This window comes from Micromonospora sp. NPDC048930, from assembly GCF_043197935.1.
Lineage (GTDB): Bacteria > Actinomycetota > Actinomycetes > Mycobacteriales > Micromonosporaceae > Micromonospora.
Map to the genome: position 1 here is coordinate 18,946 of NZ_JBICUB010000007.1, position 24,407 is coordinate 43,352.

The following is a 24,407-nucleotide window of genomic DNA, read 5'->3' on the forward strand; positions in this document are numbered from 1 at the left end:
CTCAACTCACCATTCGCCTAGTTGGTACTGCTGGAGGTGGAGGTGAGCCGGCGGCTGGACAGCGCCGACCCACCGCGCTTGCGACGGCTCAGGCGCCGTACTTCTTCGGGGCCGCGAGAGCCCACTCGGTGTAGGCCAGGTGCCACTCGACGTTGGACTTGTCGACGGCCTGGGTGGGGTTGTTGATGAACTGCGTCACCGACTGGCCGAGCACGGCCGAGACGAAGATCGCCTCGATGAGGTTCTGGCCCTGGTCGACGCCGCCGATGTCCACGGTGGCGGTCAGCTTCCCGGCCTTGATCTGCTTGTAGCCGGAGACGAGGCCGTCGGCGCCGAGGGTCAGGATCCCGCTCGAGCCGTCCCAGTGCTTGAGCCCGGCGGCGTCGATCGCCTGGGACGCGCCCAGGGCCATCTCCTCGTTCTCGCCGTAGATCGCGTTGACGTCGCGGTTCTTGGTCAGCAGGTCCTGGGCCGCGGCGTAGCCCTTGTCGCGCATGTACCCGCCGTCGGCCTCACCGACCACCTTGATGCCCGGGAACTCCTTGAGGGCCTTGTCGAAGCCGATCTTGCGACCGCGCGTCCAGTCGTTGCCGGAGGGGCCCCAAATCTGCAGGATGTTGCCCTGGCCCTTGAGCTTGTCCGCGATGTACTTGCCGGCGAGGTAGCCGGACTGCCACCGGTTGTCGTAGCCGACGTTGGTGACCGTCTGCAGCTGGTCCTCGGGGTACAGCTCGGCCGGCTGGTTGAACTGGTAGATCTTGACGCCCTTCGCCGACGCATCGCGGTAAAGGCTCTGGACGGTGGCGAAGTTGGCGCCCGTGCACACAGCGATGGCGTCGAACTTGCGCGACACCCAGGACTGTACGATGCCGAGGGTCCCCTGCACCGCGTTGAAGTCGCCGACGGGTGCCTGGCGCTCCCAGACCCAGCGGCAGCCGAACCGCTGCTCGTACTCGTGCATCTTGCGCCAGGCGGCGTGCTCGATCTGGGTGAAGTTCTCCGAGAGGACCGGCGGGGTGAATCCGACCTTGATCTCCCGCCCGTTGACGAGCTTCTTCACGGCCTCGTCGAACGACTCACTGGCCGCCCCGCCGCCCCCGCCGGCGCCCGCCGCGCCGCCGTTAGGCGAGCAGCCGGCGAGCAGTGCGCCGCCCAGGCCGGCCCCGGCCAGCAGCCCGGCGTTGCGAAGCAGCCGGCGGCGCGAGACTCCGTCGAAGTTGGCCATGTCGATCTCCTCTGACTGTGGGTGTTGTTGGGGTGCCGTAGGGGTGTCTGTCGATGGGGTCTGTGGATCAGCGGCGGGGAGCACCGATCGACCGGGCGATGCCGCTCCAGGCCTGGTTCGCCAGGACCGCGAGGATGAGCACCAGGCCGGTGATGACGGCCTGCCAGCTCGACTCGACACCGGTCAGGTTGATGATGTTGCGGGTCAGCGTCAGCGTGAGCGCGCCGACGAGGGCGCCGATCACACGTCCCTTGCCGCCGAAGAGGGAGGCGCCGCCGATTACGGCAGCCGCGATGGCACTGATCTCGTAGCCGTTGCCGATCAGGGGAGGCACGGTGGTCGTACGGCCGGCGATGTGGATGCCGGCGATGGCGGCCATGAGCCCGCTGATGACGTAGGCCGTGATCTTGATCCCGTCGACGCGGATGCCGGCGTGCATGGCACCAGTCGGTGAGCTGCCGACCGCGTAGAACTTCACGCCGTAGGTGGTGCGGCGGAGGAGGACGGAGACCCCCACGCCGACCACCAGCACCAGCAGCATCGGCACGGTGATCGGGCCGACGATCCGGCGGAGTCCGCCGGTGTAGTAGTAGGCCTCGGTCATGTAGCCGAGGATCGGCACACCGGCGGTCCAGTACAGCAAGAACCCGCCTGCCAGTCCGAGCATGGCCAGGGTCGCGATGAAGTCCGGGATGCCCAGCTTCGTGATCAGCAGGCCGTTGATCAGCCCGATGCCCGCTCCCACGCCCAGCGCGGCGAGGAAGGCCACCGCCAGGGGTGCCCCGTTGTTGAGGCAGCTGGCCGCCACGCCGGCGCAGAGGGCCATCACCGACCCCACCGACAGGTCCAGCCCGCCGGCGATGAGGACCACGGTCATGCCGATGGCCAGGAAGCTCACGGTCATCATCGCGTTGACGATGTTGGTCAGGTTGCCGGTCGTGGCGAAGGCCGGTTCGACCAACGACATCACGGCCACCGCGACGGCCAGGAGCACGAGGATCCCGAACGAGGGATCCCGGAGCACCCGGACGCGGAGCGCGGACCACCGGTCAGCGCGCGGTGCGGACGCCTGCTGGGTTGCGATGGTGGTGGTCATGGTCCCTCACTTGTCGCGGGCTGCAGTTCGTTGGCCGGTGTCTGGAGGGGTTCGGGTGTGCGCAGCGTGAGGGCGAAGCGGCGGACGCTGCGGTCCACGACCACCCCGACGAGAATGCAGACGCCGGTGATGATGGAGAAGATCAGCGGGTCGATGCCCATGAGCCGGAATCCCTGCTTGAGGGTGACCAGGAGCAGCGCGCCGAGCGCGGCCTGCCAGATGCCGCCCCGGCCGCCCGCGAGGCTCACGCCGCCGAGCACCGCCGCGGCGACCGCGACGAGCTCGTAGCCGCCGGCCATGCCAGGCTGGACGGAGTTGAGCCGCGACGCCAGCAGCACGCCGGCGAATCCGGCCAGGGCGCCCGACACCAGGTAGGCGTAGAGCTTGAGCCGCCCGACGTCGACCCCGGCCACCAACGCGGGGGCGTTGCCCATGCCGGTCGCCCGGATCTTGCGACCGAACGCGCTTTTGACCAGGACGAGGTGCAGCACCGCGATGACGACGATCGCCAGGACCATGGCGCTGGTGAGGCCGAGGACGGAGGTGCCCGTGATGGCCAGGAACTTCGAGTCCTGGGTCCCGACAAGCTGGATGTGGTCGGTGAGGACCACGAGCAGGCCGGCGCCGACGTTCAGCGTGCCCAGCGTGACGATGAAGTCGTTGAGCCGGAACTTGACGATCACCAGGCCGTTGACGAGGCCGAAGGCGAGTCCGGTCCCGACTCCGACGAGGACGGACACCACCGGGTTGAACCCGTGCATCGAGGCCCACAGCGACGTGCCCGCGCTCAGGCCCAGGACGGAACCGACCGAGAGGTCGATCCCGCCGGCGATGATGACCAGGGCCAGCCCGGCCGTGATGATGAAGATCGGGACTTCTTCGTTGAGGTAGTACTTGACGGAGTCGGCGTCGGCGAACGACGGCACGCCCAGGACGAAGTAGACGGTGATCGCCGTGAAGGCCAGGAGGATGGGAACGCCCTCGATCCCGAGGAAGCGAGCGGCGCCCGTGCGGAATTTTGTCATCGGTCAGCTCTCGATGCTTTGTCGATGATGGCCTGCTTGACGGTGTCGTAGCCCTCTGTCGCCACCCGTTGGGGGATGTCGCGGATCTCGCCGACGAGCGCTCCGCGATTCAGGACGATCACCCGGTCACTGAGGCTGATGAGTTCGGAGAACTCCGAGGCGATGACGACGACCGAGGTCCCTTCCTCCACCACTTCCCGGATGAGGCGGTGCACCTCCGCCTTCGCGTGGATGTCGATGCCCTGGGTCGGCTCATCGAAGATGAGGATTGACGGCTTGGTGTTCAGGCAGCGCGCGATGATCGCCTTCTGCTGGTTGCCACCACTGAGATTGCGGATCATCTCGGCGGCGCCGGGAGTCTTGATCCCCAGGCTGCGGATGTACGAGTCGGCGAGCGTCCGCTCGCGCCGCCCGCGCAGCACGCCGGCGGCCGTGACCGAGCCGAGCTCGGAGATGGAGATGTTCTCGGCGATGGAGAAGTCCGGGAGGATGCCCATCTGCTTGCGGTCTTCCGGCACCATCGCAAGACCCGCCTTGTAGGCCACCTTGGGATGCCGGATCCGTCGGGGCCGCCCATCGATCTCGATCTTGCCGGAGGAGAGCTTGTCCAGGCCCATCAGGGCCCGCACCAGCTCGGTCCGCCCCGCGCCCGCCAGGCCCGCGATGCCCAGGATCTCCCCGCGCTGCACGTCGAAGGAGATGTCGCGGAGCACCCCGTGCCGAGTGAGATTCCGCGCCCGCAATCGCGGCTGTGCGTTCTTGTCCTCGGCCCGTTTCCTCGGCGCGGGAACGGTGTCGGCGGCCTCCATGAGTTCCGTGGCGTCGCCACCGAACATCTGCATGGCCAACTCGCGCTGGGTGAGCCGGGCGGTTTCGGTGCGCGCGATGGTGCGCCCGTCGCGCATCACGGTGACCACGTCCGCGAGCCCGAACACCTCGTCGAGGTGGTGGGTGACCCAGATCAGGGCGACGCCGCGCCGTTGCAGGCTGCGCATGTGCTCGAAGAGCAGCGTCTTCTCGTGCTCCTCGAGCCCCGACGTCGGCTCGTCGAGGATGAGGATCTTCGGTGGTACGGCCAGCGCCTTGACGATCTCGATGGCCCGCTTCTTGAGGGCTCCGAACTCACCGACCGGACGCCACAGCTCCGACCGGCTGATGCCGAACTCCGCCGCCAGGCTCTGGACCCGGCGGGCGATCTGGCGGCGGTTGACGAACAGCGATCCCATGCCGGTCAACGCCTCCTCCCGCCCGAGGAAGATGTTCTCCAGAACGGTCAGGTCCGGCACGGTGGACAGTTCCTGATGGATGGTGCTGATTCCCAGGGCCTGGGCCTCTCGGGGGTGGCCGATGGACACCACCTCGCCACCCAGCTCGATGGTGCCGGAGTCCGGCATGACGATGCCGGACAGCACGTTCAGCAGGGTCGATTTGCCCGCGCCGTTGCCACCGAGCAGTGCATGGATCTCGCCGCTGCGCACCAGCAGGCTCACCCCGTCGAGGGCCTGGACGCCCTGGAAGCGCTTACGGATGTCCGTCATGCGCAGGTGCGGCACCTCGGCGGGTTGCTGCGCCTCGGCGGGCACTGGGGACGGCGCCTTCATACCTGCTCCTCTCCCGCGATCTACTGGTCTTGTGATCGGGTGGTCGGACCAATATCCTGAGCGTCCGACCGCAAAGTCAAGAGGTTGTTCCGGTTTCTTCGTCCTGACTCAGTACCGGCAGTGCCCGGCTCATCCATGAAGAAAGGGGGCCTTCAGGTGCAGAAGATCATGGGCGATGCCTCCGCAGTCGTCTCGGACTACCTGCGCGGACTGGCAGCCGCCCACCCCGACGTCGTCGAATACGACCCGGAAAGCCGCATTGTCGTCCGCCGCACACCGGCCCGCCCGGGCAAGGTGGGGCTCATCTCAGGCGGCGGATCGGGCTGCGAGCCGCTGCACGCCGGCTACGTCGGGCTGGGCATGCTCGACGCCGCCTGCCCCGGCGAGGTGTTCACCTCTCCCGTGCCGAACCAGATCATGGCGGCCACCGAGAGCGCGGACCACGGCGCCGGGGTGCTGTACATCATCAAGAACTTCGGCGGCGAGGTGATGAACTTCGGGCTCGCCGCCGAGATCCTTCGCCGCCGCAAGGGCATCCGCATCGAGAAGGTCCTCGTCAACGACGACGCGTCCTTCCCGCCGGAACTCGCGGGCCGGCGGCGCGGCCTGGGCGCCACGGTGCTGGTCGAGAAGATCGCCGGCGCCGCCGCCGAGGAGGGGCGTTCGCTCGACGAGGTCGCCGGGCTGGCCCGCCGGGTCGTCGACCGCAGCAGGACGTTCGGCGTCGCGCTGAGCTCCTGCACGCACCCCAGGACGGGACGGCGCACGTTCGACCTGCCCGACGGGGAGTACGAGGTCGGCGTCGGCATCGGCGGCGACCGCGGCCACGAGCGCAGGCCGCTGCCGCCGGTCGACGAGATCGCGGACGTGCTCCTGGAGAAGGTCGCCGGCGAACTCGGCCTGCAGCCGGGCAACCGGACCCTGGTCCTGCTCAGCGGCCTCGGCTCCACCCCCAGCATCGAGCTGCACGGGTTGTTCGCGGCGGTCCGGGACCGGCTGGTGAAGCTCGGGGCCAAGCCCGTCAGGAGCCTGGTGGGCAACTACATCACCTCGCTGGACTCCCACGGCGCACTGCTGACGGTGCTCGACGTCGACGACGACATGCTCGACCTCTGGGACCGGCCGGTGCACACCCCGTCGCTGCGTTGGGGGGTCTGACATGACCGCGGAACTGTCGAAGGACGCCGTGACGGTGTGGCTCGAGCATTTCTGCGTCGAGGTCATCGCCGCGGAGTTCCGCCTGAACGAGCTCGACTCCGCCACCGGCGACGGCGAGCACGGATCGAATCTCAGTCAGGGCGCCGCCGCGGTGCGTGCCCTGCTCCGGGAGCGCGAGTTCGGTGACGTCCAGGAGCAGCTGTCGACGGTGGCCATGGCCCTCGTCAACTCCGTCGGCGGCGCCAGCGGGGCGCTCTACGGCGCGTTCTTCCTCCGCCTGAGCGACGTCGGAGAGGGCCGGGACGCGCTGGACCTCGCCCGTCTCGCCGACGGGCTCGGTTCCGCCCTGGCCGGCATCCGCGAACTCGGCGGCTCAGCCCCGGGCGACAAGACCATGGTCGACGCGATCCACCCGGCCGTCACCACGCTGCAGTCACCCGACACCCAGGCCCGCGGCCTCGTGGAGGCGCTCGACTGCGCCGCGACGGCCGCCGAGGAGGGTCGCGACGCCACCGCCGGCATGGTCGCCAGGATGGGCCGGGGAAGCTACCTCGGTGACCGCAGCCGCGGCCATGTCGACGCGGGCGCCACCTCGATGGCCCTGCTGTTCCGGTGCCTGCACGCCGGCGCGGAGGCGACCGCGTGAAGACCTCCGTGACGTCGGTCCACCTGCTCGACGGGGGCCTGCTGGAGGTGGAGTCGAGCGTGGTGGTGCCCGGCTGCGACTTCGGCCGCCGGATCGTCGTACCGGTCCAGATGTTCCTGATCGGCACCCGTTCGGGGTACGTCCTGATCGACACCGGCAACGACCCCGCAGTGATCACCGACCCGCTCGCGACCTGGGGAGCGGACCTGGCGGAGGCCTCCCGACCGCGCATGGAACCGCACAACCACCCGGCCCGCCAACTCGAACTGCTCGGGCTCTCACCGCGCGACGTCAAGGCCGTGGTCTACACCCACCTCCACCACGACCACGCCGGCGGCGGCCGCGTCTTTCCCGACGCCGTTCACGTCGTGCAACGCGCGGAGCACCGGTGGGCGCTCAGCCCCGACGGGCACGCGGGCAAGGCGTACGTCCCGGCGGACTTCACGACGGCGCAGTGGACGCTCGCCGACGGGGACTGGCTCATGATTCCCGGGATCCAGCTGGTGATGACGCCGGGTCACACCCCCGGGCACCAGTCGGTGGTGCTCTGGGACGTCCCCGACCTGGGCAACGTCATTCTCGCTGGCGACGCGATCAACACCGCCTCGTGCATCGAGGCGGATCTCCCGCCGGGCATCGCCACCGACACGTTGACGGCGGTCCAGTCGATGCACCGGCTGACCGCGCTGGCGGCCGCGACGGACGCCCTGATCGTGACCGGTCACGACATGGCGCAGTTCGAGGCCCTGCCCAAGGCACCCGAGCCGCTGCGGAAGCCGGCCCACCACATCCCAGGGCACCGCGGGACAAGGGGCCTGCTGGACCTCACGGCCGGCGCCTGATCCCCGATTGCGCTGCTGCCGGGCGGGTCCCCGCGGCAGCAGCGGGGCGCCGTGGACCCGCGTAGCGCTCCGGGAACCGATGGGGGCCGGATCATGTCAGAAGGCTCCTGCCATTGCCGGATCGACACCTCGGGTTCGTAGCCGTCGCAGTGCCGGCAGCGGCAACCCTGACAAGCTCCACCCGCACGTCCGGCACCCCCGGCCGGGTGAACCACCGCCGGATCCGAGCCGGGCGGTCCCGCCGATCCATGGGTGGCACAGCTCGATCCCGGCCGCATTTGCGCGCCCTGTCGCAGGCGTTCTCCGCTCGGGCTGGCCGCGCTAAATCACCCGGACCGGTCAGCCGTCCCGGCGATCAACCGGCGCAAGCCGGACGGCAGTGACGAACGGCTGTCGACCGTCGCGTGCCCGGGCCCACCATGATTCGCCGAGTGCACGCCGTCGACCGACGCTGGAAGCGGGCCTCAGGACCGCTCATTCACCTGCACCAGGTGCTCGGCGATGTCGCGCTCGACGTCGCGGATGTGGTTGAGCGCCGCGGTCCGGGCGTCGCGGACCCGGTGGCCGATGATGGCCTGGCACAGCTTGACGTGGCCGTCGTGCGCGTGTGCCCGCCGTCCGGGCAGCTGGATGACCCGGTGCGAGTACTTGAAGAAGAGCGGCTCGATGCTCTCCATGAGCCGCAGCAGCAAGGTGTTCTTCGTCGCGCGGACGATCGCGCGGTGCAGCTCGGCGTCGAGCTTGACGAAGGCGTCGTCGCTCAGCTGCGGATCGGCCGCCTCGGCCAGGATCCGTTCGAGATCGGCCACCTCCGGCGCAGTGATGCGCCGGGCGGCGAGACTCGCGGCGTCCGGCTCGAGCGACAACCGCACCTCGAACAGCTCCGGCACCGTGAAGTCGTCGAACACCAGCAGCTCGGACAGCTTCGGGAGGGCCTTCTTGTCGCTGACGACAAACACTCCCCGGCCGTGGTCGGTCCGCAGCATGCCGTTGGCCTCGACGACCCGGATCGCCTCGCGCATCGAGCTGCGCCCCACGCCGAACCGCTCGGCGAGGACGCGCTCCGGCGGCAGCTTCTCGCCCGGCTTGTAGTCGCCGCGGGTGATCAGCTGCTCGAGCTGGGCAGCAACCGAATCGGCGACCTTCAGCCGGCGGACAGGTTGGATCCCACCGGGAAGGGTGCCGGTCATCTCGGGACCCCCTTCGCTGACCGGACTCACAGTCCCACCTGCAACGGATCACTCTTTTCGGCAGTTGGTCTGATGATCTGAGCACAGCCTACCACCGTCACACCGCCCCCATGGCGAGGGCCTCCCGGCGAATGGCAAAGCCTTCGCCGGGAGGCCGGGTAACAAATCGGCTCCGGATTACTCGCCAGCCGGCTGGAAGGGGTTCTCGCGCAGGTGTGGCACGAGGTCCTCCCAGGTGTAGTCACCCTCCATGAAGTACGGGCTCGTGTCGTACGTGCCGTCCATGGTGTCCTTCAGCGACTTCGGGCCGGGGAACCCGATGACCTTCCAGCCGATCTGGTCCTTGTTGCCGCCGTAGACCGGGTCGCAGTAGAAGCCCTGCTTGCTGTGCAGGCAGAGCGCCGGGAAGAAGGCCATGCCCTCGTCGAAGGTGCCCTGCAGGAAGGTCGTCACCGCCTCCGTGGTGCCGAGGGTGACCCTGGTGGGCTTCGGCGCGCCGGAGTAGATCTCCAGCACGCTGTCCTGCTGCTCCTCGGTCAGGCTCTTGAAGTCGGTGTTGTAGTTGGTCCGGGCCACCGCGTCCAGGTCGCGGATGCCCTGCCGGTACGTCTGCTGCATGTCCCACATGCGGGCTCGCCAGGCCTCGGCGAACTTGCCGGTCAGCTTGAGGAACCCGCTGCCGTCGGCTGCGGCGAAGATGTAGTCGATGCCGGACAGGTAGCGGTCGATGAAGACGACCACCCGCGCCTCACGCGCGCCGGGGTCGTGGTCGGTCGGGATGATGCGGGCGGTGGCGGCCTCGATCGTCTCCCACTCGTGCTCGGTGAAGAACAGCCGGTCGTTCGAGTCGTGGTCGATCGGCGATCCGACGATCTCCCAGTCAGCCTTGAGGGTCACTACGTCCTCCTTCCTTGGTGAAAATGCGGTTGGCTACTTGACCGTGATGTGCTCTTCGCGGCCCTTGGCGTAGGTGGAGACGATGTAGTCGCACGCACGCCAGGCGTTGGCCATCATGGTCAACGTCGGGTTGACGCCGGTCGAGGTCGGGAAGCCCGAGCCGTCCACGACGAAGAGGTTGTCGATGTCGTGGGTCTGGCACCACTCGTTGAGCACCGACTTCGCCGGGTCGTTGCCCATGCGCGCCGTGCCGTGCTGGTGGCAGGTGTTGCCGGTCATCCGGTCGAGGTACACCGGGACCGTCTTGCGGGCGCCGGCGACCTCGAGGATCTCGGCGTTCTTGTCCACCTGCCACTTGCTCATGCGCACGTCGTTCTCGTGCGGCTGGTGCGTGATCCGGGCGACCGGCAGGCCCCAGGCGTCCTTGACCGTCGGGTCCAGGTCGACCCGGTTGGACTCGCGCGGCATGTCGTGCAGGATCGCGCCGATCTTCATCGCGTAGTTGAAGTAGTCGCGGTCGGCGTCCTTGAGGGCGTCGCCCCAGCTCGGCCGGCCCGGGAAGACCCAGTTGACCGGGTGGACCGTCTGCGAGGCCGAGATCAGGCAGCCGCCGATGTGGCCGCGGCTCTCGTCGGTCTCGTAGAACTCGAACGTGCCGCCGCTGATGTAGTTGCCGGCCCAGCCGTACAGCGGGTCGTCGACCTCCTTGTCGAACAGACCCACGGCGAACACGTACTCGTGGAACGTGGCGTTCTTGCCCACCAGGCCGCTGGAGTTGGCCAGGCCGTCGGGGAACTGCGCGGACTTCGACATCAGCATCAGCCGCGCCGATTCGATGGCGCCGAGGCTCAGCACGACGACCTTCGCGTCCTGCTCGACCTCGCGGCCGTCGGGGTCGATGTAGACGACGCCGGTCGCCCGGCCGTCCTTGCCGACCTTGATCTCCCGGACGAAGCACTCGGAGCGCAGCTCGAAGTTGCCGGTCGCCACCGCCTCCGGGATGAAGGTGGTCAGCGTGTTCGACCGCGCGCCGCTCGGGTCGCCGTACTGGTTCCAGAAGCTGGTCCGGTTGAACGGGTCGCGGCCCTTGTGGTTGTTGGTGACCATCGCGTGCGGGATCGGGAACGCGTTGATCCCCATCTTCTTGGCCGCCTCGTAGAAGCGCTTGCCGAAGCGGGTCGGGCGCAGCGGCTCGCTCGGGTACGGCTTGCTGCGGAACGGCTCGTACTTGTCCGCGCCGGCCACGCCGGATACGCCGAACTCCCACTCCACCTTCGTCAGGTAGGGCTCGAGGTGCTCGTAGCGGATCGGCCAGTCGGCGAGGCTCGCGCCCTCCAGGTCGCCGTGCAGCGTGCGCTGGATGAAGTCCGACTCGCGCGGCCGCGGCACCCAGCCGGCCCAGTGGTTGGTGCCACCGCCGACGAGCTGCGGGGTCGGCGAGAACGGGAACACCTCGGCGACGGAGTTCTCGTCGTGGCGCAGCGTCCGGGGGAACAGCTTCGGGTCCGGCCAGAGGTAGTTGCGGTTGACGTACTTGATCTCGTCACCGGAGTAGTGCTCGTGGGCGCGCAGCCACGGGCCCCGGTCGAAACCGACGACCTTCAGGCCGGCTTCGGCGAGCACCTTGACAGCGGTGCCACCGGTCGCGCCGAGCCCCACGACGATCGCGTCGACCGGCTCGGGCCTGGGGGTGTATGCCATGTTTCCCTATCCCCTCAATGGATGCTCGTAAGGAGGTCAGAAGCCCGGCGCGTCGGCATTGCTCGGCGTGGTCTTCTGGGCGGCGATGTTGCCGTGGCGGCGCTTGATGTACTCAGCGCAGCGCACGGCGACGGCCTGCAGCGTGCTGGTGGGGTTGACCGCCGCGCCCGTGGTGAGCGAGCTCGCGTCGGTGATGAACAGGTTGGGGATGTCCCAGGTCTGGTTCCACTTGTTGGTGACGGAGTCCTGGGGGTTGTTGCCCATCCGGCAGGTGCCCATGATGTGCCAGCCGGGCGGCGGGCCCTCGACGCCGCCGATGCCGGTGCTCGCGGTGTGGAGCACGCCACCGGCGGCCTGGGCGGCCTCCATCGCCCGCGCACGGCCCCACTCGATCAGGCGCCGGTCGTTCTCGTGCAGTTCGTAGTGCACGTGCGGCGCGGGCAGGCCGCTGGAGTCGGTGACCTCCGGGTCGAGGGTCACCCGGTTGGTGGGCACCGGCAGGTCCTCGCCCTGCACGTACACCAGGGCGTGCCGGCCGAAGTGCTCGTTGAAGAACTTGCGGTGGCCGGCGCCCCACGGCGCGACATTGCCGGTGTTGGTGCCCAGCGCGCTGTTGGCCGCGCCCAGTGCGGTGCCCACCTGGAGCGAGAAGCCGTTGACGAAGCCGCGCGACGGGTCGGTGTCGTAGAACTCCTGGCTGTAGAGCACGGCCGGCTCCGGGCCCTTGAAGCCCTCCAGCGGCTCGTCGAACCAGAAGTCCTCGAACGACCAGCTGTGGAACATCAGGTGCGTGCCGACGAGGCCGTTGCTGTTGGCCAGCCCGTCCGGGTGGCCGGCCTGCGCCGACATGAGCAGCAGGCGCGGCGTGCCGATGGAGTTGGCGGCCACGACCACGATCTGCGCGCGCACCTCGTGCCGGTCGCCGGTGCGCCGGTCGATGTACACCGCACCGCTCGCGCGGCCGTTCTTGGCGTTGATGTACTCGACCCGGGCGTTGGTGCGCAGGTCGACGCCGTTGCGCAGGGCCTTCGGCCAGTACGTGACGTCGGTCGACGCGATGGAGTGCCGGGGGCAGCCGCCCAGGCAGAACCCGCAGTCGTTGCATGCCAGCCGGGCGTCCTTGGGCCGGGTGAGGATGGCGTTGTCCGCCGGCCACCAGTGCCAGCCCAGCCGGTCGAAGCCGGTGGCCATCTTGTGGCCGACCTTGCCGCCGCGGCTGGCCGGTCCCCAGCCGTGCGGACGGGCTGGGTTGCCCGGGTCGCCGGTGCGGCGGGCGACACCTATCTCGCCGTCGTTGATGGCGTAGAAGGGTTCGAGCTCCTCGTAGCTGATCGGCCAGTCGATGGTGCCCTCGACGCCGTGTTCGGTGCCCTTGCGGAAGTCGACGGGCTTGAACCGGGGCCACGCGCCCGCGTAGTGCAGGGTGGACCCGCCCACACCGTTCATCATCATCGGCGCGGTGTTGCCCGTGATCGGGTAGTCCTCGGGGAACATGCGCACGTTGGGGTGCCAGGACCAGGCCCGGTTGCGTTCGAGCTCCCAGCCGTCGTAGAAGTGCGGGTGGTCCATCGGGTGCTGCCAGTCGCCCTGCTCGAGGCAGACCACCTTGAACCCGCCGTCGCTGAGGCGCTTGCTCATCGCCGCCCCGCCAGCACCGGCGCCGATCACCAGAACGTCGGTCTCGGTGTATGCAGCCATCGCCTATCGCTCTCCCGCTCGTCTAGGTGGTCGGTCACGGGGGGTCATCCGCCGGAGGCGGGGCTGCCCGCCGGTTCGGCGGTGACCCGCTCCCCCGGTTGCTGAGAAACCTGACGCAGCGGAAGGTCGGCGGGCAGCGGCAGTCGCTTGACATCCTCGGTGCGCTTGTACGTGCCGCGTACCCGGCTCAGCAGTCCGTCGTCCCAGTCGTCGAAGTTGTCGCTGTAGCCGTACGGCTGAGGGGTGTAGCGGTAGTCCCGACCGGCGGTGAGGTTGAGGTTGATCGCCCGGATGACCTCCGGCCGGGAGTAGTACGCGTAGTAGACGACGTCCCGCAGCCGCGTGAAGAAATCCGCCTCGTCACGCTCCAGCGCCTGCAGCGCGAGCACCTTCTGCTCGCCGCAGGCACCGGCGAACTCCGCGCCCAGGGCGTCGAGCCGGGCCTTCAGGTCGCCCTCACCGAGGAACGGGTACCACTTCGGCTCGACGCCCGCGGGCGTGACGTACTTGGCGATGAACGACACGACCCCCACCTGGCTGGGCACGGGGAAGCCGTCGCCGCCCGGGATCATCTCGTCGGCGGCGGCGTTGAGGACAGCAGCCTGCACCTCGGTCAGGCGGATCGACGGAAGCCAGCCGCCCAGCGGCGGTTTGCTGTCGGGGGATGTCACCTGCAGGTCAACCACGTGCCCTCTCCTGTCGCGAATCGTCGTCTACTGGTCGGGTGTCGCCGTCAGCCGAGCGTCCCGGCCTACGCGCGCTCGAGGTACTCGACGATCGCCCGGCCGAAGTGGGGCAGGTCGACCGGCGTGCGGGAGGTGATGACGTTGCCGTCCTCGACGACCGGCTCGTCGACCCAAGTGCCGCCGGCGTTCTCCACGTCGGTCCGGATGGGCAGGTAGCCGGTGATCCGGCGGCCCTTGGTCGCCCCGGCCGACGCGAGCATCCAGCCGCCGTGGCAAATCGCGGCGACCAGCTTGCCCGACTCGTAGGCGTCGCGGACCAGGTCCACCATCTCCGGGTGCAGGCGCATGTTGTCGGGGGCGAAGCCACCGGGGATGACGACCGCGTCGAAGTCGGCGGCGGAAACCTCCTGCGCGGCGGCGTCGGCCTTCATCGGGTAGTGCTCTTTGCTGTCGTAGCTGTCCTTGGTACCGCTGCCGATGATGCGAACGTCGGCGCCGGCCTCCTGCAGGCGCAGGTACGGGTACCAGCCCTCGAGGATCTGGTACTCGTCTTCGATCAGCAGGGCCACACGCTTGCCCGTAAGCGACATCTCACGTCCTTCTCTCGCGCTGTCGGTGTCGGTGGTACTGGATGCGGCGGCCGACGGGCTGACCCGAAGAGCCCGCCGGCCGGTCCAAACTGCGAGGGCTCAGGCCCCGATCATCTGGAGGAACTCGATGCTGGTCCGCACGTCGCCGTGGTTGGCCTGGATGTTGCGCAGGGCCTCCCAGTGCTGGCCGTAGCCGAGCGGCTGCTCAGCGCCACCGGGGATGGACGCCGGGATGGCGGCGGTGGTGTCGGCCAGGACGATCATCTTGAAGTCCTGGTTGTTGCCGTCGATGGCGGTGGAGATCTGGCAGTTGCCGGTGGACAGGCCGGCAACGACGAGGGTGTCGCAGCCCGCGCGGCGCAGGTACTCGGTCAGCGGCGTGCCGTAGAACGAGGAGAACCGGTGCTTGCGGATCACCGGCTCGTCGTCGAGCGGCTTGAGCTCGTCGACCAGCTCATCGCCGCCGTTGCCCCAGGAGCCCGGGAAGTTCTCCAGCTGGCCCTCGAGGCCCCACTTCTTGTCGGCGTAGCCGGCGTCCTTCCCGTCGCCACGCAGGCCCCACAGCGACCAGACGACCGGGATGCCCTTGGCGCGGCACGCCTCCAGCACGTTCACGACCGGCTCGACGACGTCCTTGCCCTCCGGGGCACCGCCGACGCTGGGGATGTACATGGCACCACCGGGCTGGGCGCACGCCTTCTGCATGTCCAGCACCAGCAGCATCGTCTTGTCGCGGTCGATCGTTGAGGCTACCCAGGTCGACCGGTCGATGACCTTGTCGATGTTCTCGTAGGTGAAGTCGAGCGAAGACATCGCTCCTCCTCTGGCGTCTGAGGCGGGCCTGGAGGCCCGGGTTCTTCGGTTGTGGGGCGCAGGCCCCGAGCGCGCCGTGCACCACTGCCGCTGCCGCGATCGACGGATAGCTGATCGGGTGAGCAGGTGGTCTGAACACTAATCCAGCCAGACTCAGTGTCAAGAGGTGTTCTCGGCTTGAATTCGGGACTGTTACGTGCGCAAGGCCGAGGACCGGCGGCATCGACCGGGCGCTCGAGCGGCCGGCGCAGCCCGCCAACCGGTGCGGCAGGGGCTCTCGACCCCGGGTGGCCCTGCCGTCCGGAGCGCCCCGCCGGGCAGGTGTCCTGCTTCGAGGTGGACAGCGTGGCCGGGTTCTCGACCCTGTGCGAAAGGCCGGGGTCTGGGTCTGTTGTCCGCGGCCTGCGGATGGCCCGCCGCCCCAGAGTCACCGCCTCCGCGGACTGGCGGTCGGCGGCCTCGTTCTCAGCGTCCTGGCGGTGTTGGTGGCCCTCGCGTTCGTCGCCGGAATCACCACCGCCCTCGCAGCGAAGACGCGATCAACCGGCTCGACCACCACGTGGGCTGAGAGGGCTACGCGGGACGGCGCATCGCAGGGGCAGAGTTCTGCGCGCGGACCCGAGCCGCCCCGCCCGCTCCCCCTCGGGCCCGCCGACCCTCCCGCCGCGCCAGGCATTGCATCGCTACGCCGGCGACATGGCACCCACCGTCCGCGGCGCACTGGACCACCGACCACAGCAGCCACCTCACGATCCGGTCGATCTTGCCGGCAGTGTCGCTGACGGGCCGGTCACCAGCCCTCGCCGTCCGTCCACGAGCGATCCGGCCTTCGCCGGACCGTGGCCGGGTGTGGACCCGGCAAAAACGGGAAGGCCGAGCCGTTGCACGACGGCTCGTGGTTACGACGGCTGGAGGGACATGGGAGCCAAAACCTTCGTGGTGGTCGGTGGCACCAGCGGACTCGGGTTGGCGGTGGCCCGCCTGCTCATCGACGAGCACCAGGTCGTCGTCCTCGGCGACGCGCCGGACGAGGTTGCCGCGGTGACCGATGACCTGGGCTGCGCGGGCTGCGTCTGCGATGTCTCCTCCTACGACCAGGTTCGGCAGGCGTTCGCCGAGGTGGCCGACCGGTACGGCGAGATCGACGGGGTGGCGGCCTGTGCCTCGATGTGGGCGGGCGGTGACCTGGCGGACCTCGCCCCGGAGCGCATCCGGCGGGCCGTGGAGATCAATGCGCTAGGCACGACCTACGTGTTCAAGGAGACGCTGCACCACCTGCACCGGCAGGGGTACGGCAACGTGGTGTACATCGGCGCGATGGCGGTGGCGAAGCCCAGGCCCGGCATCCCGATCTACCGGGCCACCAAGAGCTACGGCAGCAGCCTAGTCGAGTCGCTGGCCGAGGCGCAGCACAGCAACCAGATCAAGGTGATGCTGGTGCATCCCGGGCCGATGCCGACCCGGCTGCAGGAACGGGTCGGCGACGAGTTCCTGGACGAGATCTACGCCCTGCCCGAGCAGGTCGCCGGCGAGGTCGTACGGCTGCTCCTGCTCGCCCCCGACGACCTCTACGTCTCCGGCGAGCGCGTGCTGCGCGCGGACGGGCGGTGGTGACGGCCGACAGCACCCCCGCCGAGCGTCCGGTCTCGGCTTGGCGCCGCTGCGGATCGCGGTCTACCGCAACCTCTGGCTGGCACTGCTCGCGCCGCCAACATCGGCGTTACCGGCCGGCATGCTGGCCCACACCCTCGACCGTCGGCACCTGCCCATGTCGGTGCACGCGATGGTCCTGGTCCGTGGTTCGCGGCAGCGTACCGGGGCGGGCGGTTCCATGAGGGCGAGTGCCGAGACCGCTTCGTCGAGGTCTACCTGGTGCCGTCCTGGGACGAGCACCTGCGCCAGCACGGGGTCGGCTGACGGGGAAAGACCACAGCGCGCGCAGGTCAGGGCCCGCGAACACGAACAGGCAGGCAGATGGCCAGGCGCACCGTGCGTGCCCTGCAGCACAAGAAACGTCGATCTCTCAGCTACTTGCCCGAGTCGCTGCCACCGCGAAGGACAACCTGCCCGCCGCCTTGTACCTGCTGGCCTGGGGTCATGCGGTCAGGCGCCGGACGGCACGGCGGCGGGCTTGACGGACAGGGCGAGTTCGCCGTCGACGACGCTGACCTGGACGGTGTCGCCTGGGTTGCGCAGTCCTCGAGCAGCAGGGTCGACAGCCGGTCCTCCAGCTCGCATTGGATGCTGCGCCGCAGTGGTCGTGCCCCGTACTCGGGCTGGTAGGCCCGGTTGGCCAGCCACGGCACGGCTTCGGGGCTGACCTCCAGGTTGATGTCTGCGCGTGCAAACGGCGGCGGGTGCGGTCCAGCAACAAGCCGGTGATCTCCAGCAGTTGATCACGGTCCAGCTCGGTGAAGATGATGATCTCGTCCATCGGGTTGAGGAACCCGGGGTGGAACCGCTGCCCGAGTAGGCCCATCAGTTCCTCGCGCAGATCGTTGACCGGACGCCCCGGCCGTCTGTGCGGCGGGAATGCGGTCTGCGCCCACGTTGCTCGTCATGATCAGGATGATGTTGCTGGAGTCGGCCCTGCGACCCTTCCCGTCGGTGCGGCGCGGTCGTCGAGCACCTGCAGCAGCGTGTTGAACACCTCCGCGTGCGCCTTCTCCACCTTGTCGAAGAGCAGCTTCGAGGACGGCCGGCGACGGACCGCCTCGGTGAGCTGTCCGGCCTGCTCGTACCCGACGTAGTCGGGGGCCCCGACCAGCCGGCTAACCATGTGCCGTTCCTGGAACTCGCTCATGTCGAAGCGGATCATGCTCGTCTCGTCGCCGAAGAACGCTGCGGCGAGGGCCCGGGCCAACTCGGTCTTGCCGACGCCGGTGGGTCCGAGAAAGAGGACCGACCCGTCCGGGCGCTGGGGGTCACTCGGCCCGGAACGCGATCGGCGTACGGCGGCCGCCACGGCGCGTACGGCCTCGTTCTGGCCGACGACGCGCCCGTGCCGCCATGGTGTCAGGACTCTCCGAGGTTCGTGACGAGGTTGATGGCGACGGCGAGGACGCCGGTGCCGAACGCGTAGGACAGCAGCGCGTGGCCGAGTGCGACTCGTCGGGTCCGGTGGTTGGCGGGTTCGCTGTCGGACACGGCGAAGGACATGCCGATGGTGAACGCCATGTAGGCGAAGTCGCTGTAGGTGGGTGGGGTTTGCTGGTGGAAGTCGATGCCGCCATCGGGGTCGAGGTAGTACAGGCGGGCGTACTTGAGGGCGAAGACGGTGTTCACCAGGGCCCAGGACAGGACGACGGCAACGACGCTGAGGGTCACCGCCGCGGCGGTGACGGCGTCCTCCTGACCGCCGGAGTGGATGAGTGCCTCGACGACCGCGGCGAGGCTGACGACAGCGGCGATCAGCACGGCCGAGTCGGTGGAGCGGGTTCGACTCTCTGCCTCGGCGAGGCGCTCGGTGCCGCTCGGGTCTTGTGGCCAGCTGATGCGCCACACCCAGGTGAGGATCACGGTGGTGGCGGCGATCCAGCCGACGAGGAACATCAGCTCTGGCGCGCCGAGAAGGGCGGTGATGGCGCCGCCGACTACGCCGACGCCGAGGGACAGCAGTGCCCGACGCGTCGACAGGATTCGTCCCCGCGTCTGTGGTGCCGCTTCCATGGTGCGGGTAGTTGGTTTTGGCATGCGCCGTCCTCTCCCACTGGCAGTTCGATGCGGTCGGAGGTCGCCTTGCCGCCCGCGCCGGCCCCGGTGGCCGACCCGATCACGCCGGCCGTCGCCGCGATTCGCGATCAGGGTTTGAGGACGACTCTCTCGCAGTTCTCCCGCTTGTGCTTGGAGATATCGAAGCCGTGCGGCACCTCACCGAGGGCAGGGAGTGGGTGATGATCTTCGTCGGGTCGGTCTCGCCCGTTAGACGCGCTCCAGTAGCGGCTTCATCTACCGCTGCACCGCGCGGACACTTTCCGCCTCGACCTGCCGGCCTGCTGATCCAGTAGTACGCGTGCACTTGGGCGCTGCCGTGCGTGGCTTGCAGGCCGAACAGGCATGGGGATGAAGTGCTGTCGCCGGTATTCGTACCTCTTGCCCTTTGCTAGACATAGGGTCAGGTAGTCAGCCGTCCCCAGTCATCCCAGGGGTCAACCATGCCCAAGGGGGGCCATTGCTGTCCGGCTCGGCACCATCCTCGGGTCAGTCAACCTGATCACCACCTGCGCCCACCCGGGATGACGACGTTCCGGACGCGGCCTGCCTGCACGGCATCCCTGCACGGGGAAGCCGGCGTTATCTTCTGGCGGCGACGGGAAACGACAGCACGGCGCACATCGAATCCACTTCAGTGGATCAACGGGAGGACTTAAGTGGCCACCAACCACCGGCCGGCCGAACGCTCGCAGAAGCGGCCGCTGCGGATCGCGATGGTGCTCCCGCCCTGGCTGTCGGTGCCCCCACCGGGCTACGGCGGGGTGGAGCACCTGGTGGCCGGGCTGGTGGACGCGCTGGTCGATCGGGGTCACCAGGTGACCCTGTTCGGCGCCGGGCGGCAGCACGGCACCGCCGCCGACTTCGTCTCGACGGTGCCCGAACTGCAGTACGAGCGGCTCGGCGAGACGCTGCCCGAGCTGGCCCACGCGGCCCGGGTCACCCACCTGATCAGCGCGGCCGACTTCGACGTCATCCACGACCACACCACCATCGGCCCGATCATCGCCGGCCGGCGCGCCGTGCCCACCGTGGCGACCGTGCACGGCAACCCGGTAGGCGAGTACGGCGACGTGCTCAGCCTCACCGACCAGGGCGTCGCCCTGGTCGCCATCTCGCACGCCCAGCTCCGACTGAATCCGCAGCTGCCCTGGGTCGGCGCCGTGCACAACGCGATGGACCTCGCCGGCATCCCCCACAAGACGGCGCCCGGCCGGGGGCCGGTGCTCTGGCTGGCCCGCTTCAGCCCGGACAAGGGACCGGACGTTGCCATCCAGGCGTGCCGGGCCGCCGGCCTGCCGCTGATGCTGGTTGGCAAGTGCAATGAGCCGATCGAACGCCGCTACTACGACGAGGTCATCCGGCCACTACTCGACGAGGACGTCACGGTGGTGTTCAACGCCGACCGGGAGGCCGTGCTGCAGCTGCTGATCGACGCCCGCTGCCTGATCATGCCCATCCAGTGGGAGGAGCCCTTCGGCATGGTCATGGTGGAGGCCATGGCGACCGGCACCCCAGTGGTCGCGCTCAACCGCGGCGCCGTCCCGGAACTCGTCCGACCCGGCCTGACCGGCCTGGTCTGCGAGGCAGACGAGGAATTGCCGGCGGCGCTGCACGAGGCGACGGCCCTCGACCCGGCGGCCTGCGTCGCCCACGTGGCGGAGAACTTCTCCACGCAGCGGATGGCCCGCGACTACGAGCCGATCTACCGACGCGCTGCCGTGAAGGACTAGGACTGCTTGAGCAAATCCCTCCAGCCGATCAAGCGGATGAACTGGGAGCTCGATACGAGGTCGGACTCGACACGATCAATGTCGCACATGTTGCTCTGGATGTCGTAGCGGCCCTGCCCTGACCGCGCTGCTCGGCACCCGGGTATGCGCGTCGCTTTGTGCGTCGCAGGCCGAGGCGCTGGAGACGCGGCGGTGGCTGGGGTGCCTACTTGCCCGTTCCGGACGAGTGTCGGCGGGGCCGCTGCACGGCTCACCCGACCACGTGCCAGCGGTGGTCCGGGATGCCGTTGTCGGGCCCTTGAAGGATGGGGCGCCGTTGGCGAGGGTGTCGGGCTCGTAAAGGGGTTCAGCCGTGCTGACGTGCGGTTCTGTGCAAAGCCAGCCCCGGCTGCGCTGGCAGGAGGACCCGCTGCTGGGATACTGTCGACGGCCAATCAGATTTGCCTCTGGCACGAACTTGGTGATCGAGACTCGTTGATCGATGTTCTTCCGCTATGTCAGCTTTCTCGATCTTGTGCGCGTGGTGTTTCCTTACCTGGACGGCCTACGCATCTTGGACGTGGCCGCCAGGGCCGCCTCGGTTCGGGTGTACGCCGAGGTGGCGGGGACAGTACACCTACAAGTCAAGGTCTCGTCGGGGTGGCGTTCGTGTTAGCCAACGTGGCGTTCAGGCTTGGCTGCGGAGCGGCGCCGTCGCCAGGCCTCTGCCAGTGTCAGCGCGCCGACCACGATGGCGTAGGCGCCGATCACCTGAGCGATGGCCACAGCGCCGACGTCGGGGCGGAGCAGCAAGAGGACGCCGGCCACAATCGACAAGACCCCGACCACGGCGAGCAGCCCTCGGCCGTGCTGCCGCACTACCACCGCCGTCCCGATTTCCAGGACGCCCGTGGCGACCGCCCACACCCCGATAACCACAGCCAACGCCAGGGCCGAGATCGCAGGCAACAACAGCGCCACCACGCCGGCCGCGATCCCGAGCAGACCCCGCAGCACAAGCAGCAGCCTAGCTTTGCCCGCCTTGTCGCGGCTGAAAGCCCCAGTCAGGTTGAGCGTTCCGTTGGTGAGCGCGTACACGCCGAACAGCACAGCGAGGGCGAGCGCCGTCACCGAGGGCCACGCCAGGGCGAGCAATCCGAACACGATCGCGGCGGCCCCCCGAAGGGCCTGCCACCAGACGTCCTGTCTACTTCGCATCACCCTACTCCTCGATGGAAACGCGGTCCCCCGCGTCGGTTCCTCCCCGCCTTCGCCTCGCGCCGCTGCCAGCGGCAGCACGTGTGCATGCACCTGCCGAGGGTGCGGCGACGTTCCTAGGCGGGATCCGCAGGTGCGGCGTGGGTCGTCAGAGAGGGCTGGGCCGATGTGAGACGGCAGGCGGCCACGCCAGCGCGGCCCTCTCTGACGGATCGCCACGCGAACGTCCGACCGGGGCCAGCGGACGCCGGAGGACAACGACAGGGGCCGCGTCTAGTCCTCGGGGACGACCACGATGCGGTTCTCCACCTGCGTCACTCCTGGGGCCGACCAGGCGACCCGCGCTGCCTCTTCGCGCTCGCGCCAGGACCGGACCACACCGGTCAAGATGACCTTGTCGCCCTCGATGGTCACGGTGAGCCGCTCGCCGGGCGTGTCCACGGTACGGACGAGCGCCTCCTCGATCCGGCGCCGCGCCTCCGCCAGGTCCACCCTCGTTCGCGGCCGCAGGGAGATCTGGTTGGTCACTCCCCGCACCCCGGACAGTCGGCGCACCGCCCGCTCCGCGGCCCGTCGCTGGTATTCCCATTCGACCTCGCCGCTCAGGGTCACCCATCCCCTGGTGACGGTTACGTGGATGTTCTGGCTCGGCACCAGCGCATCCCACTCCAGGGCCCGGGCCGCCGCCGCCGCCAGATCCGCGTCCGTGCGCTCCGTCGAGGTCGGCAACTGCACCTCGATGTCGTTCGCGACCGCCTTCACCCCACGCACCCGGTACGCCGCCTGCTCAGCCGCCCACTTCTTCACGAACGAGTCGACCCACCCGGTCAGGGTCACCACCCCGTCCTTGGCCGACACCCCGATCTCATTGGGCTGGACGCGGGCATCCCACTTCAACTCAGCCAGCACATCTCGCTGGATCTGCTCATCGCTCCGGGTCATCGTCGCCGCAGTCATTCCTGTTCCCTCCAGGCTCGTGGCTTCCTGACCTGATGCTTCGCCCCCACGCCCGCACCGTCTGCACATCGCGGCAGGCATAACCAAGCGGGTGACCCGTCATCCCCCAAACCGGTCGAACTGTTCGGCGACCGGCTCAGATCCCACCATTTACCTGCGGCGCGGTCATCTGGCTTCCCTGATCGTGACAGGCCCGAGGCGGGGGCGTCTGTGCCTGGACGGGCCTCCCCCGGGATATCGGCGGCGAGCGGTGGATGGTGTTGATCGATCCGATTGGCCAACCGTTCGGCGAGGGCTAGCTATCCAGGTCCGGGGGCCGGCTTGCGCGGCGTTAGCCCCCACCAGGTCGTTGAACAATCGCCCGCAGGCCGAAACGTCCAGCGATGTGACGCCGGCGTAAGGGCGGCCTCCGGCTTTCGTAACGTCCCGTCCGTGCGCTACGCACCTTTTACAATGCATGACGGGGGAACACGGCTTTCAGCTCAAGCGCCTGCGTCGAGCGGTGGTGGACGCCCCGGACGTGTACGACGCGAGGGACCTGAGGAGGCAGCGGTGGCCCAAGGGTCCAGCGACCCGTCCAAGCGGGGAAACCGACGACCCGTGGCTGCGGATCTTTTCGGGCGGATTGGCGCTGTGGATTGCCACCCTGGGGTCATCTTCCTCACCGGCAACCCCAACCTCGTGCCGACCCTGGTGCTGCTGGGCAGTTTCCTGGTACCAGTGACGTTCGTGGCGTGGGCCGTCGAACGCCGCGAAACCGGGGAGGTCACTCCGGCTCTGTCCGGCTCGGCGACACATGGGCGCCGCCACCCCCCGGGCTCACCGGCGCCGACCTGATAACGCGGAGCCGGACTTCATGACCATAGTCCACGGAACCGGTGGTTGAACCGTCGTCTGTTCAGCCATGACTTGCCAGTTGGCGCTGCAGGTAGTCGCGGATCAGTTCCTTCGCTTCGCTCAGTACCTTCTCGTCGCCGTCGGGCTGCCGGCGGAAGGCGAGCGTGGTCAGCGCGCCGGACGTCGCGACAACGATCTTCAACGTGAGGCGCATGCGCGGGGTGTCGGCTATGGCGAACCGCTCGATCAGCGCGCGGGCGAGTTGATCGGCGAGGACGATGTTGTTGTCGCCGACTGCGTCGAGTGCATGCGCGTCTACCACGTTGGGGTGATGCAGGATGCGGATTCCTGGAACTGTGCGGTGCAGGGTGATGTACTCGTCGATTGCGGCCGCGACGCCGTCCCACCAGTGTGTGAGGCCATCGTCGGCGAGCCGTTCGTTGAGCCTCTGGGTGTAGGTGTTCAGGCTGCGCAGCAGCAACGCCTGTGCGATGGCGCGTTTGTCGGGGAAGAACTGGTAGAGCGAGCCGATCGCGATGCCGGCGCGTTCGGCGATCATGGTTGTGGTCAGCCGGTCGTAGCCGATTTCGTCGATGAGGCCACCGCAGGTGTCCAGGATTCGCTGGACGAGGGCGGTGCTCCTGGCTTGTACCGGCAGCCGCCGCAGGGGCCCTGTCGTGTAGTGGATGGTCTAGACATCGGCACCCAAGCCTTCGTTCGTAGGAAACCCGTGCCCATCCCGCATTCGAGGCGGGCATCTCTGTCACGAGCAAATGAGACAGACATACATTTCCCTACGTGATG

General features: G+C 68.7%; 20 protein-coding genes and 1 pseudogene. 5 read left to right on the plus strand and 16 right to left on the minus strand.

Annotated elements, in window-relative coordinates:
- Positions 1-88: 88 nt before the first annotated feature.
- From ACGFI9_RS19180 to ACGFI9_RS19195, 4 genes are all read right to left on the minus strand, one after another.
- Positions 89-1,225, minus strand: coding sequence for a sugar ABC transporter substrate-binding protein (locus ACGFI9_RS19180; protein ID WP_393179429.1), 1,137 nt, complete (start codon positions 1,223-1,225; stop codon positions 89-91).
- Between the two features lie 67 nt (positions 1,226-1,292).
- Positions 1,293-2,321: an ABC transporter permease gene (locus ACGFI9_RS19185; RefSeq protein ID WP_393179430.1), complete on the minus strand. Its 1,029-nt coding sequence runs from the start codon at positions 2,319-2,321 to the stop codon at positions 1,293-1,295.
- Positions 2,318-3,346: an ABC transporter permease gene (locus tag ACGFI9_RS19190; RefSeq protein ID WP_393179431.1), complete on the minus strand. Its 1,029-nt coding sequence runs from the start codon at positions 3,344-3,346 to the stop codon at positions 2,318-2,320. Before ACGFI9_RS19190 ends, ACGFI9_RS19185 begins: the two co-directional genes overlap by 4 nt.
- Positions 3,343-4,929 carry a sugar ABC transporter ATP-binding protein gene (locus ACGFI9_RS19195; protein WP_393179433.1) on the minus strand — a complete coding sequence of 529 codons (1,587 nt, stop codon included), beginning with the start codon at positions 4,927-4,929 and terminating at the stop codon, positions 3,343-3,345. Before ACGFI9_RS19195 ends, ACGFI9_RS19190 begins: the two co-directional genes overlap by 4 nt.
- 174 nt (positions 4,930-5,103) lie before the next feature.
- Between ACGFI9_RS19195 and ACGFI9_RS19200 the strand changes: the two genes are divergently transcribed.
- The 3 genes from ACGFI9_RS19200 to ACGFI9_RS19210 are packed head-to-tail and all read left to right on the plus strand — an operon-like array spanning position 5,104 to position 7,593.
- Complete coding sequence (locus tag ACGFI9_RS19200; RefSeq protein WP_393179435.1) at positions 5,104-6,105, plus strand: dihydroxyacetone kinase subunit DhaK; 1,002 nt, start codon at positions 5,104-5,106, stop codon at positions 6,103-6,105.
- Between the two features lies 1 nt (position 6,106).
- Positions 6,107-6,751: a dihydroxyacetone kinase subunit DhaL gene (gene dhaL, locus ACGFI9_RS19205; protein WP_393179437.1), complete on the plus strand. Its 645-nt coding sequence runs from the start codon at positions 6,107-6,109 to the stop codon at positions 6,749-6,751.
- Positions 6,748-7,593, plus strand: coding sequence for an N-acyl homoserine lactonase family protein (locus ACGFI9_RS19210; protein WP_393179438.1), 846 nt, complete (start codon positions 6,748-6,750; stop codon positions 7,591-7,593). Before dhaL ends, ACGFI9_RS19210 begins: the two co-directional genes overlap by 4 nt.
- Before the next feature lie 464 nt (positions 7,594-8,057).
- Here ACGFI9_RS19210 and ACGFI9_RS19215 read toward each other — a convergent pair whose 3' ends face one another.
- From ACGFI9_RS19215 to ACGFI9_RS19245, 7 genes are all read right to left on the minus strand, one after another.
- Positions 8,058-8,783 (minus strand): FadR/GntR family transcriptional regulator, encoded by a 726-nt coding sequence (locus tag ACGFI9_RS19215; protein WP_393179440.1) that lies wholly within the window; start codon positions 8,781-8,783, stop codon positions 8,058-8,060.
- Between the two features lie 177 nt (positions 8,784-8,960).
- A complete protein-coding gene (locus ACGFI9_RS19220; RefSeq protein WP_393179442.1) occupies positions 8,961-9,680 on the minus strand; it encodes a gluconate 2-dehydrogenase subunit 3 family protein in 720 nt (239 codons plus the stop codon).
- Between the two features lie 33 nt (positions 9,681-9,713).
- On the minus strand, positions 9,714-11,381 hold the full coding sequence (locus ACGFI9_RS19225; RefSeq protein WP_393179443.1) for a GMC family oxidoreductase: 1,668 nt from the start codon (positions 11,379-11,381) through the stop codon (positions 9,714-9,716).
- A gap of 36 nt (positions 11,382-11,417) precedes the next feature.
- Positions 11,418-13,079, minus strand: a complete 1,662-nt coding sequence (locus tag ACGFI9_RS19230) for a GMC family oxidoreductase (RefSeq protein ID WP_393179444.1) — start codon at positions 13,077-13,079, stop codon at positions 11,418-11,420.
- 44 nt (positions 13,080-13,123) lie between these two features.
- Entirely contained in the window at positions 13,124-13,765 is a 642-nt protein-coding gene (locus ACGFI9_RS19235; protein ID WP_393179446.1) for a gluconate 2-dehydrogenase subunit 3 family protein, read from the minus strand.
- Positions 13,766-13,830: 65 nt separating this feature from the next.
- Positions 13,831-14,355 carry a type 1 glutamine amidotransferase domain-containing protein gene (locus tag ACGFI9_RS19240; protein WP_393179448.1) on the minus strand — a complete coding sequence of 175 codons (525 nt, stop codon included), beginning with the start codon at positions 14,353-14,355 and terminating at the stop codon, positions 13,831-13,833.
- A gap of 99 nt (positions 14,356-14,454) precedes the next feature.
- A complete protein-coding gene (locus ACGFI9_RS19245) occupies positions 14,455-15,168 on the minus strand; it encodes a cysteine hydrolase family protein (RefSeq protein ID WP_393179450.1) in 714 nt (237 codons plus the stop codon).
- A gap of 918 nt (positions 15,169-16,086) precedes the next feature.
- On the opposite strand from ACGFI9_RS19245, the gene ACGFI9_RS19250 reads away from it, so the two are divergent.
- Positions 16,087-16,782, plus strand: a complete 696-nt coding sequence (locus ACGFI9_RS19250; RefSeq protein ID WP_393179452.1) for an SDR family NAD(P)-dependent oxidoreductase — start codon at positions 16,087-16,089, stop codon at positions 16,780-16,782.
- A 489-nt stretch (positions 16,783-17,271) separates the two neighbouring features.
- Here the strand turns inward: ACGFI9_RS19250 and ACGFI9_RS19255 are convergent.
- Positions 17,272-18,172: pseudogene (locus tag ACGFI9_RS19255) on the minus strand (AAA family ATPase); the annotation flags it as partial.
- Positions 18,173-18,183: 11 nt separating this feature from the next.
- Positions 18,184-18,861: a DUF1345 domain-containing protein gene (locus tag ACGFI9_RS19260; RefSeq protein WP_393179453.1), complete on the minus strand. Its 678-nt coding sequence runs from the start codon at positions 18,859-18,861 to the stop codon at positions 18,184-18,186.
- 734 nt (positions 18,862-19,595) lie between these two features.
- On the opposite strand from ACGFI9_RS19260, the gene ACGFI9_RS19265 reads away from it, so the two are divergent.
- On the plus strand, positions 19,596-20,612 hold the full coding sequence (locus ACGFI9_RS19265) for a glycosyltransferase family 4 protein (protein ID WP_393180135.1): 1,017 nt from the start codon (positions 19,596-19,598) through the stop codon (positions 20,610-20,612).
- A 651-nt stretch (positions 20,613-21,263) separates the two neighbouring features.
- Here ACGFI9_RS19265 and ACGFI9_RS19270 read toward each other — a convergent pair.
- The 3 genes from ACGFI9_RS19270 to ACGFI9_RS19280 all read right to left on the minus strand — a co-directional run bounded on the left by ACGFI9_RS19270 (position 21,264) and on the right by ACGFI9_RS19280 (position 24,222).
- The gene (locus ACGFI9_RS19270; RefSeq protein ID WP_393179455.1) at positions 21,264-21,809 is read right to left on the minus strand and encodes an HdeD family acid-resistance protein; all 546 of its coding nucleotides are present in this window, start codon (positions 21,807-21,809) and stop codon (positions 21,264-21,266) included.
- 273 nt (positions 21,810-22,082) lie between these two features.
- Positions 22,083-22,766, minus strand: a complete 684-nt coding sequence (locus ACGFI9_RS19275) for a BON domain-containing protein (protein WP_393179457.1) — start codon at positions 22,764-22,766, stop codon at positions 22,083-22,085.
- Positions 22,767-23,664: 898 nt separating this feature from the next.
- The gene (locus ACGFI9_RS19280) at positions 23,665-24,222 is read right to left on the minus strand and encodes a TetR/AcrR family transcriptional regulator (RefSeq protein WP_393180137.1); all 558 of its coding nucleotides are present in this window, start codon (positions 24,220-24,222) and stop codon (positions 23,665-23,667) included.
- Positions 24,223-24,407 lie beyond the last annotated feature (185 nt).

Coding starts and splice junctions, on each gene's coding strand:
- ACGFI9_RS19180 (WP_393179429.1), bottom strand. CDS start 1,225: ATGGCCAACTTCGACGGAGTCTCGCGCCGCCGGCTGCTTCGCAACGCC.
- ACGFI9_RS19185 (WP_393179430.1), bottom strand. CDS start 2,321: ATGACCACCACCATCGCAACCCAGCAGGCGTCCGCACCGCGCGCTGAC.
- ACGFI9_RS19190 (WP_393179431.1), bottom strand. CDS start 3,346: ATGACAAAATTCCGCACGGGCGCCGCTCGCTTCCTCGGGATCGAGGGC.
- dhaL (WP_393179437.1), top strand. CDS start 6,107: ATGACCGCGGAACTGTCGAAGGACGCCGTGACGGTGTGGCTCGAGCAT.
- ACGFI9_RS19215 (WP_393179440.1), bottom strand. CDS start 8,783: ATGACCGGCACCCTTCCCGGTGGGATCCAACCTGTCCGCCGGCTGAAG.
- ACGFI9_RS19225 (WP_393179443.1), bottom strand. CDS start 11,381: ATGGCATACACCCCCAGGCCCGAGCCGGTCGACGCGATCGTCGTGGGG.
- ACGFI9_RS19230 (WP_393179444.1), bottom strand. CDS start 13,079: ATGGCTGCATACACCGAGACCGACGTTCTGGTGATCGGCGCCGGTGCT.
- ACGFI9_RS19240 (WP_393179448.1), bottom strand. CDS start 14,355: ATGTCGCTTACGGGCAAGCGTGTGGCCCTGCTGATCGAAGACGAGTAC.
- ACGFI9_RS19245 (WP_393179450.1), bottom strand. CDS start 15,168: ATGTCTTCGCTCGACTTCACCTACGAGAACATCGACAAGGTCATCGAC.
- ACGFI9_RS19250 (WP_393179452.1), top strand. CDS start 16,087: ATGGGAGCCAAAACCTTCGTGGTGGTCGGTGGCACCAGCGGACTCGGG.
- ACGFI9_RS19260 (WP_393179453.1), bottom strand. CDS start 18,861: ATGCCAAAACCAACTACCCGCACCATGGAAGCGGCACCACAGACGCGG.
- ACGFI9_RS19265 (WP_393180135.1), top strand. CDS start 19,596: ATGGTGCTCCCGCCCTGGCTGTCGGTGCCCCCACCGGGCTACGGCGGG.
- ACGFI9_RS19270 (WP_393179455.1), bottom strand. CDS start 21,809: ATGCGAAGTAGACAGGACGTCTGGTGGCAGGCCCTTCGGGGGGCCGCC.
- ACGFI9_RS19275 (WP_393179457.1), bottom strand. CDS start 22,766: ATGACTGCGGCGACGATGACCCGGAGCGATGAGCAGATCCAGCGAGAT.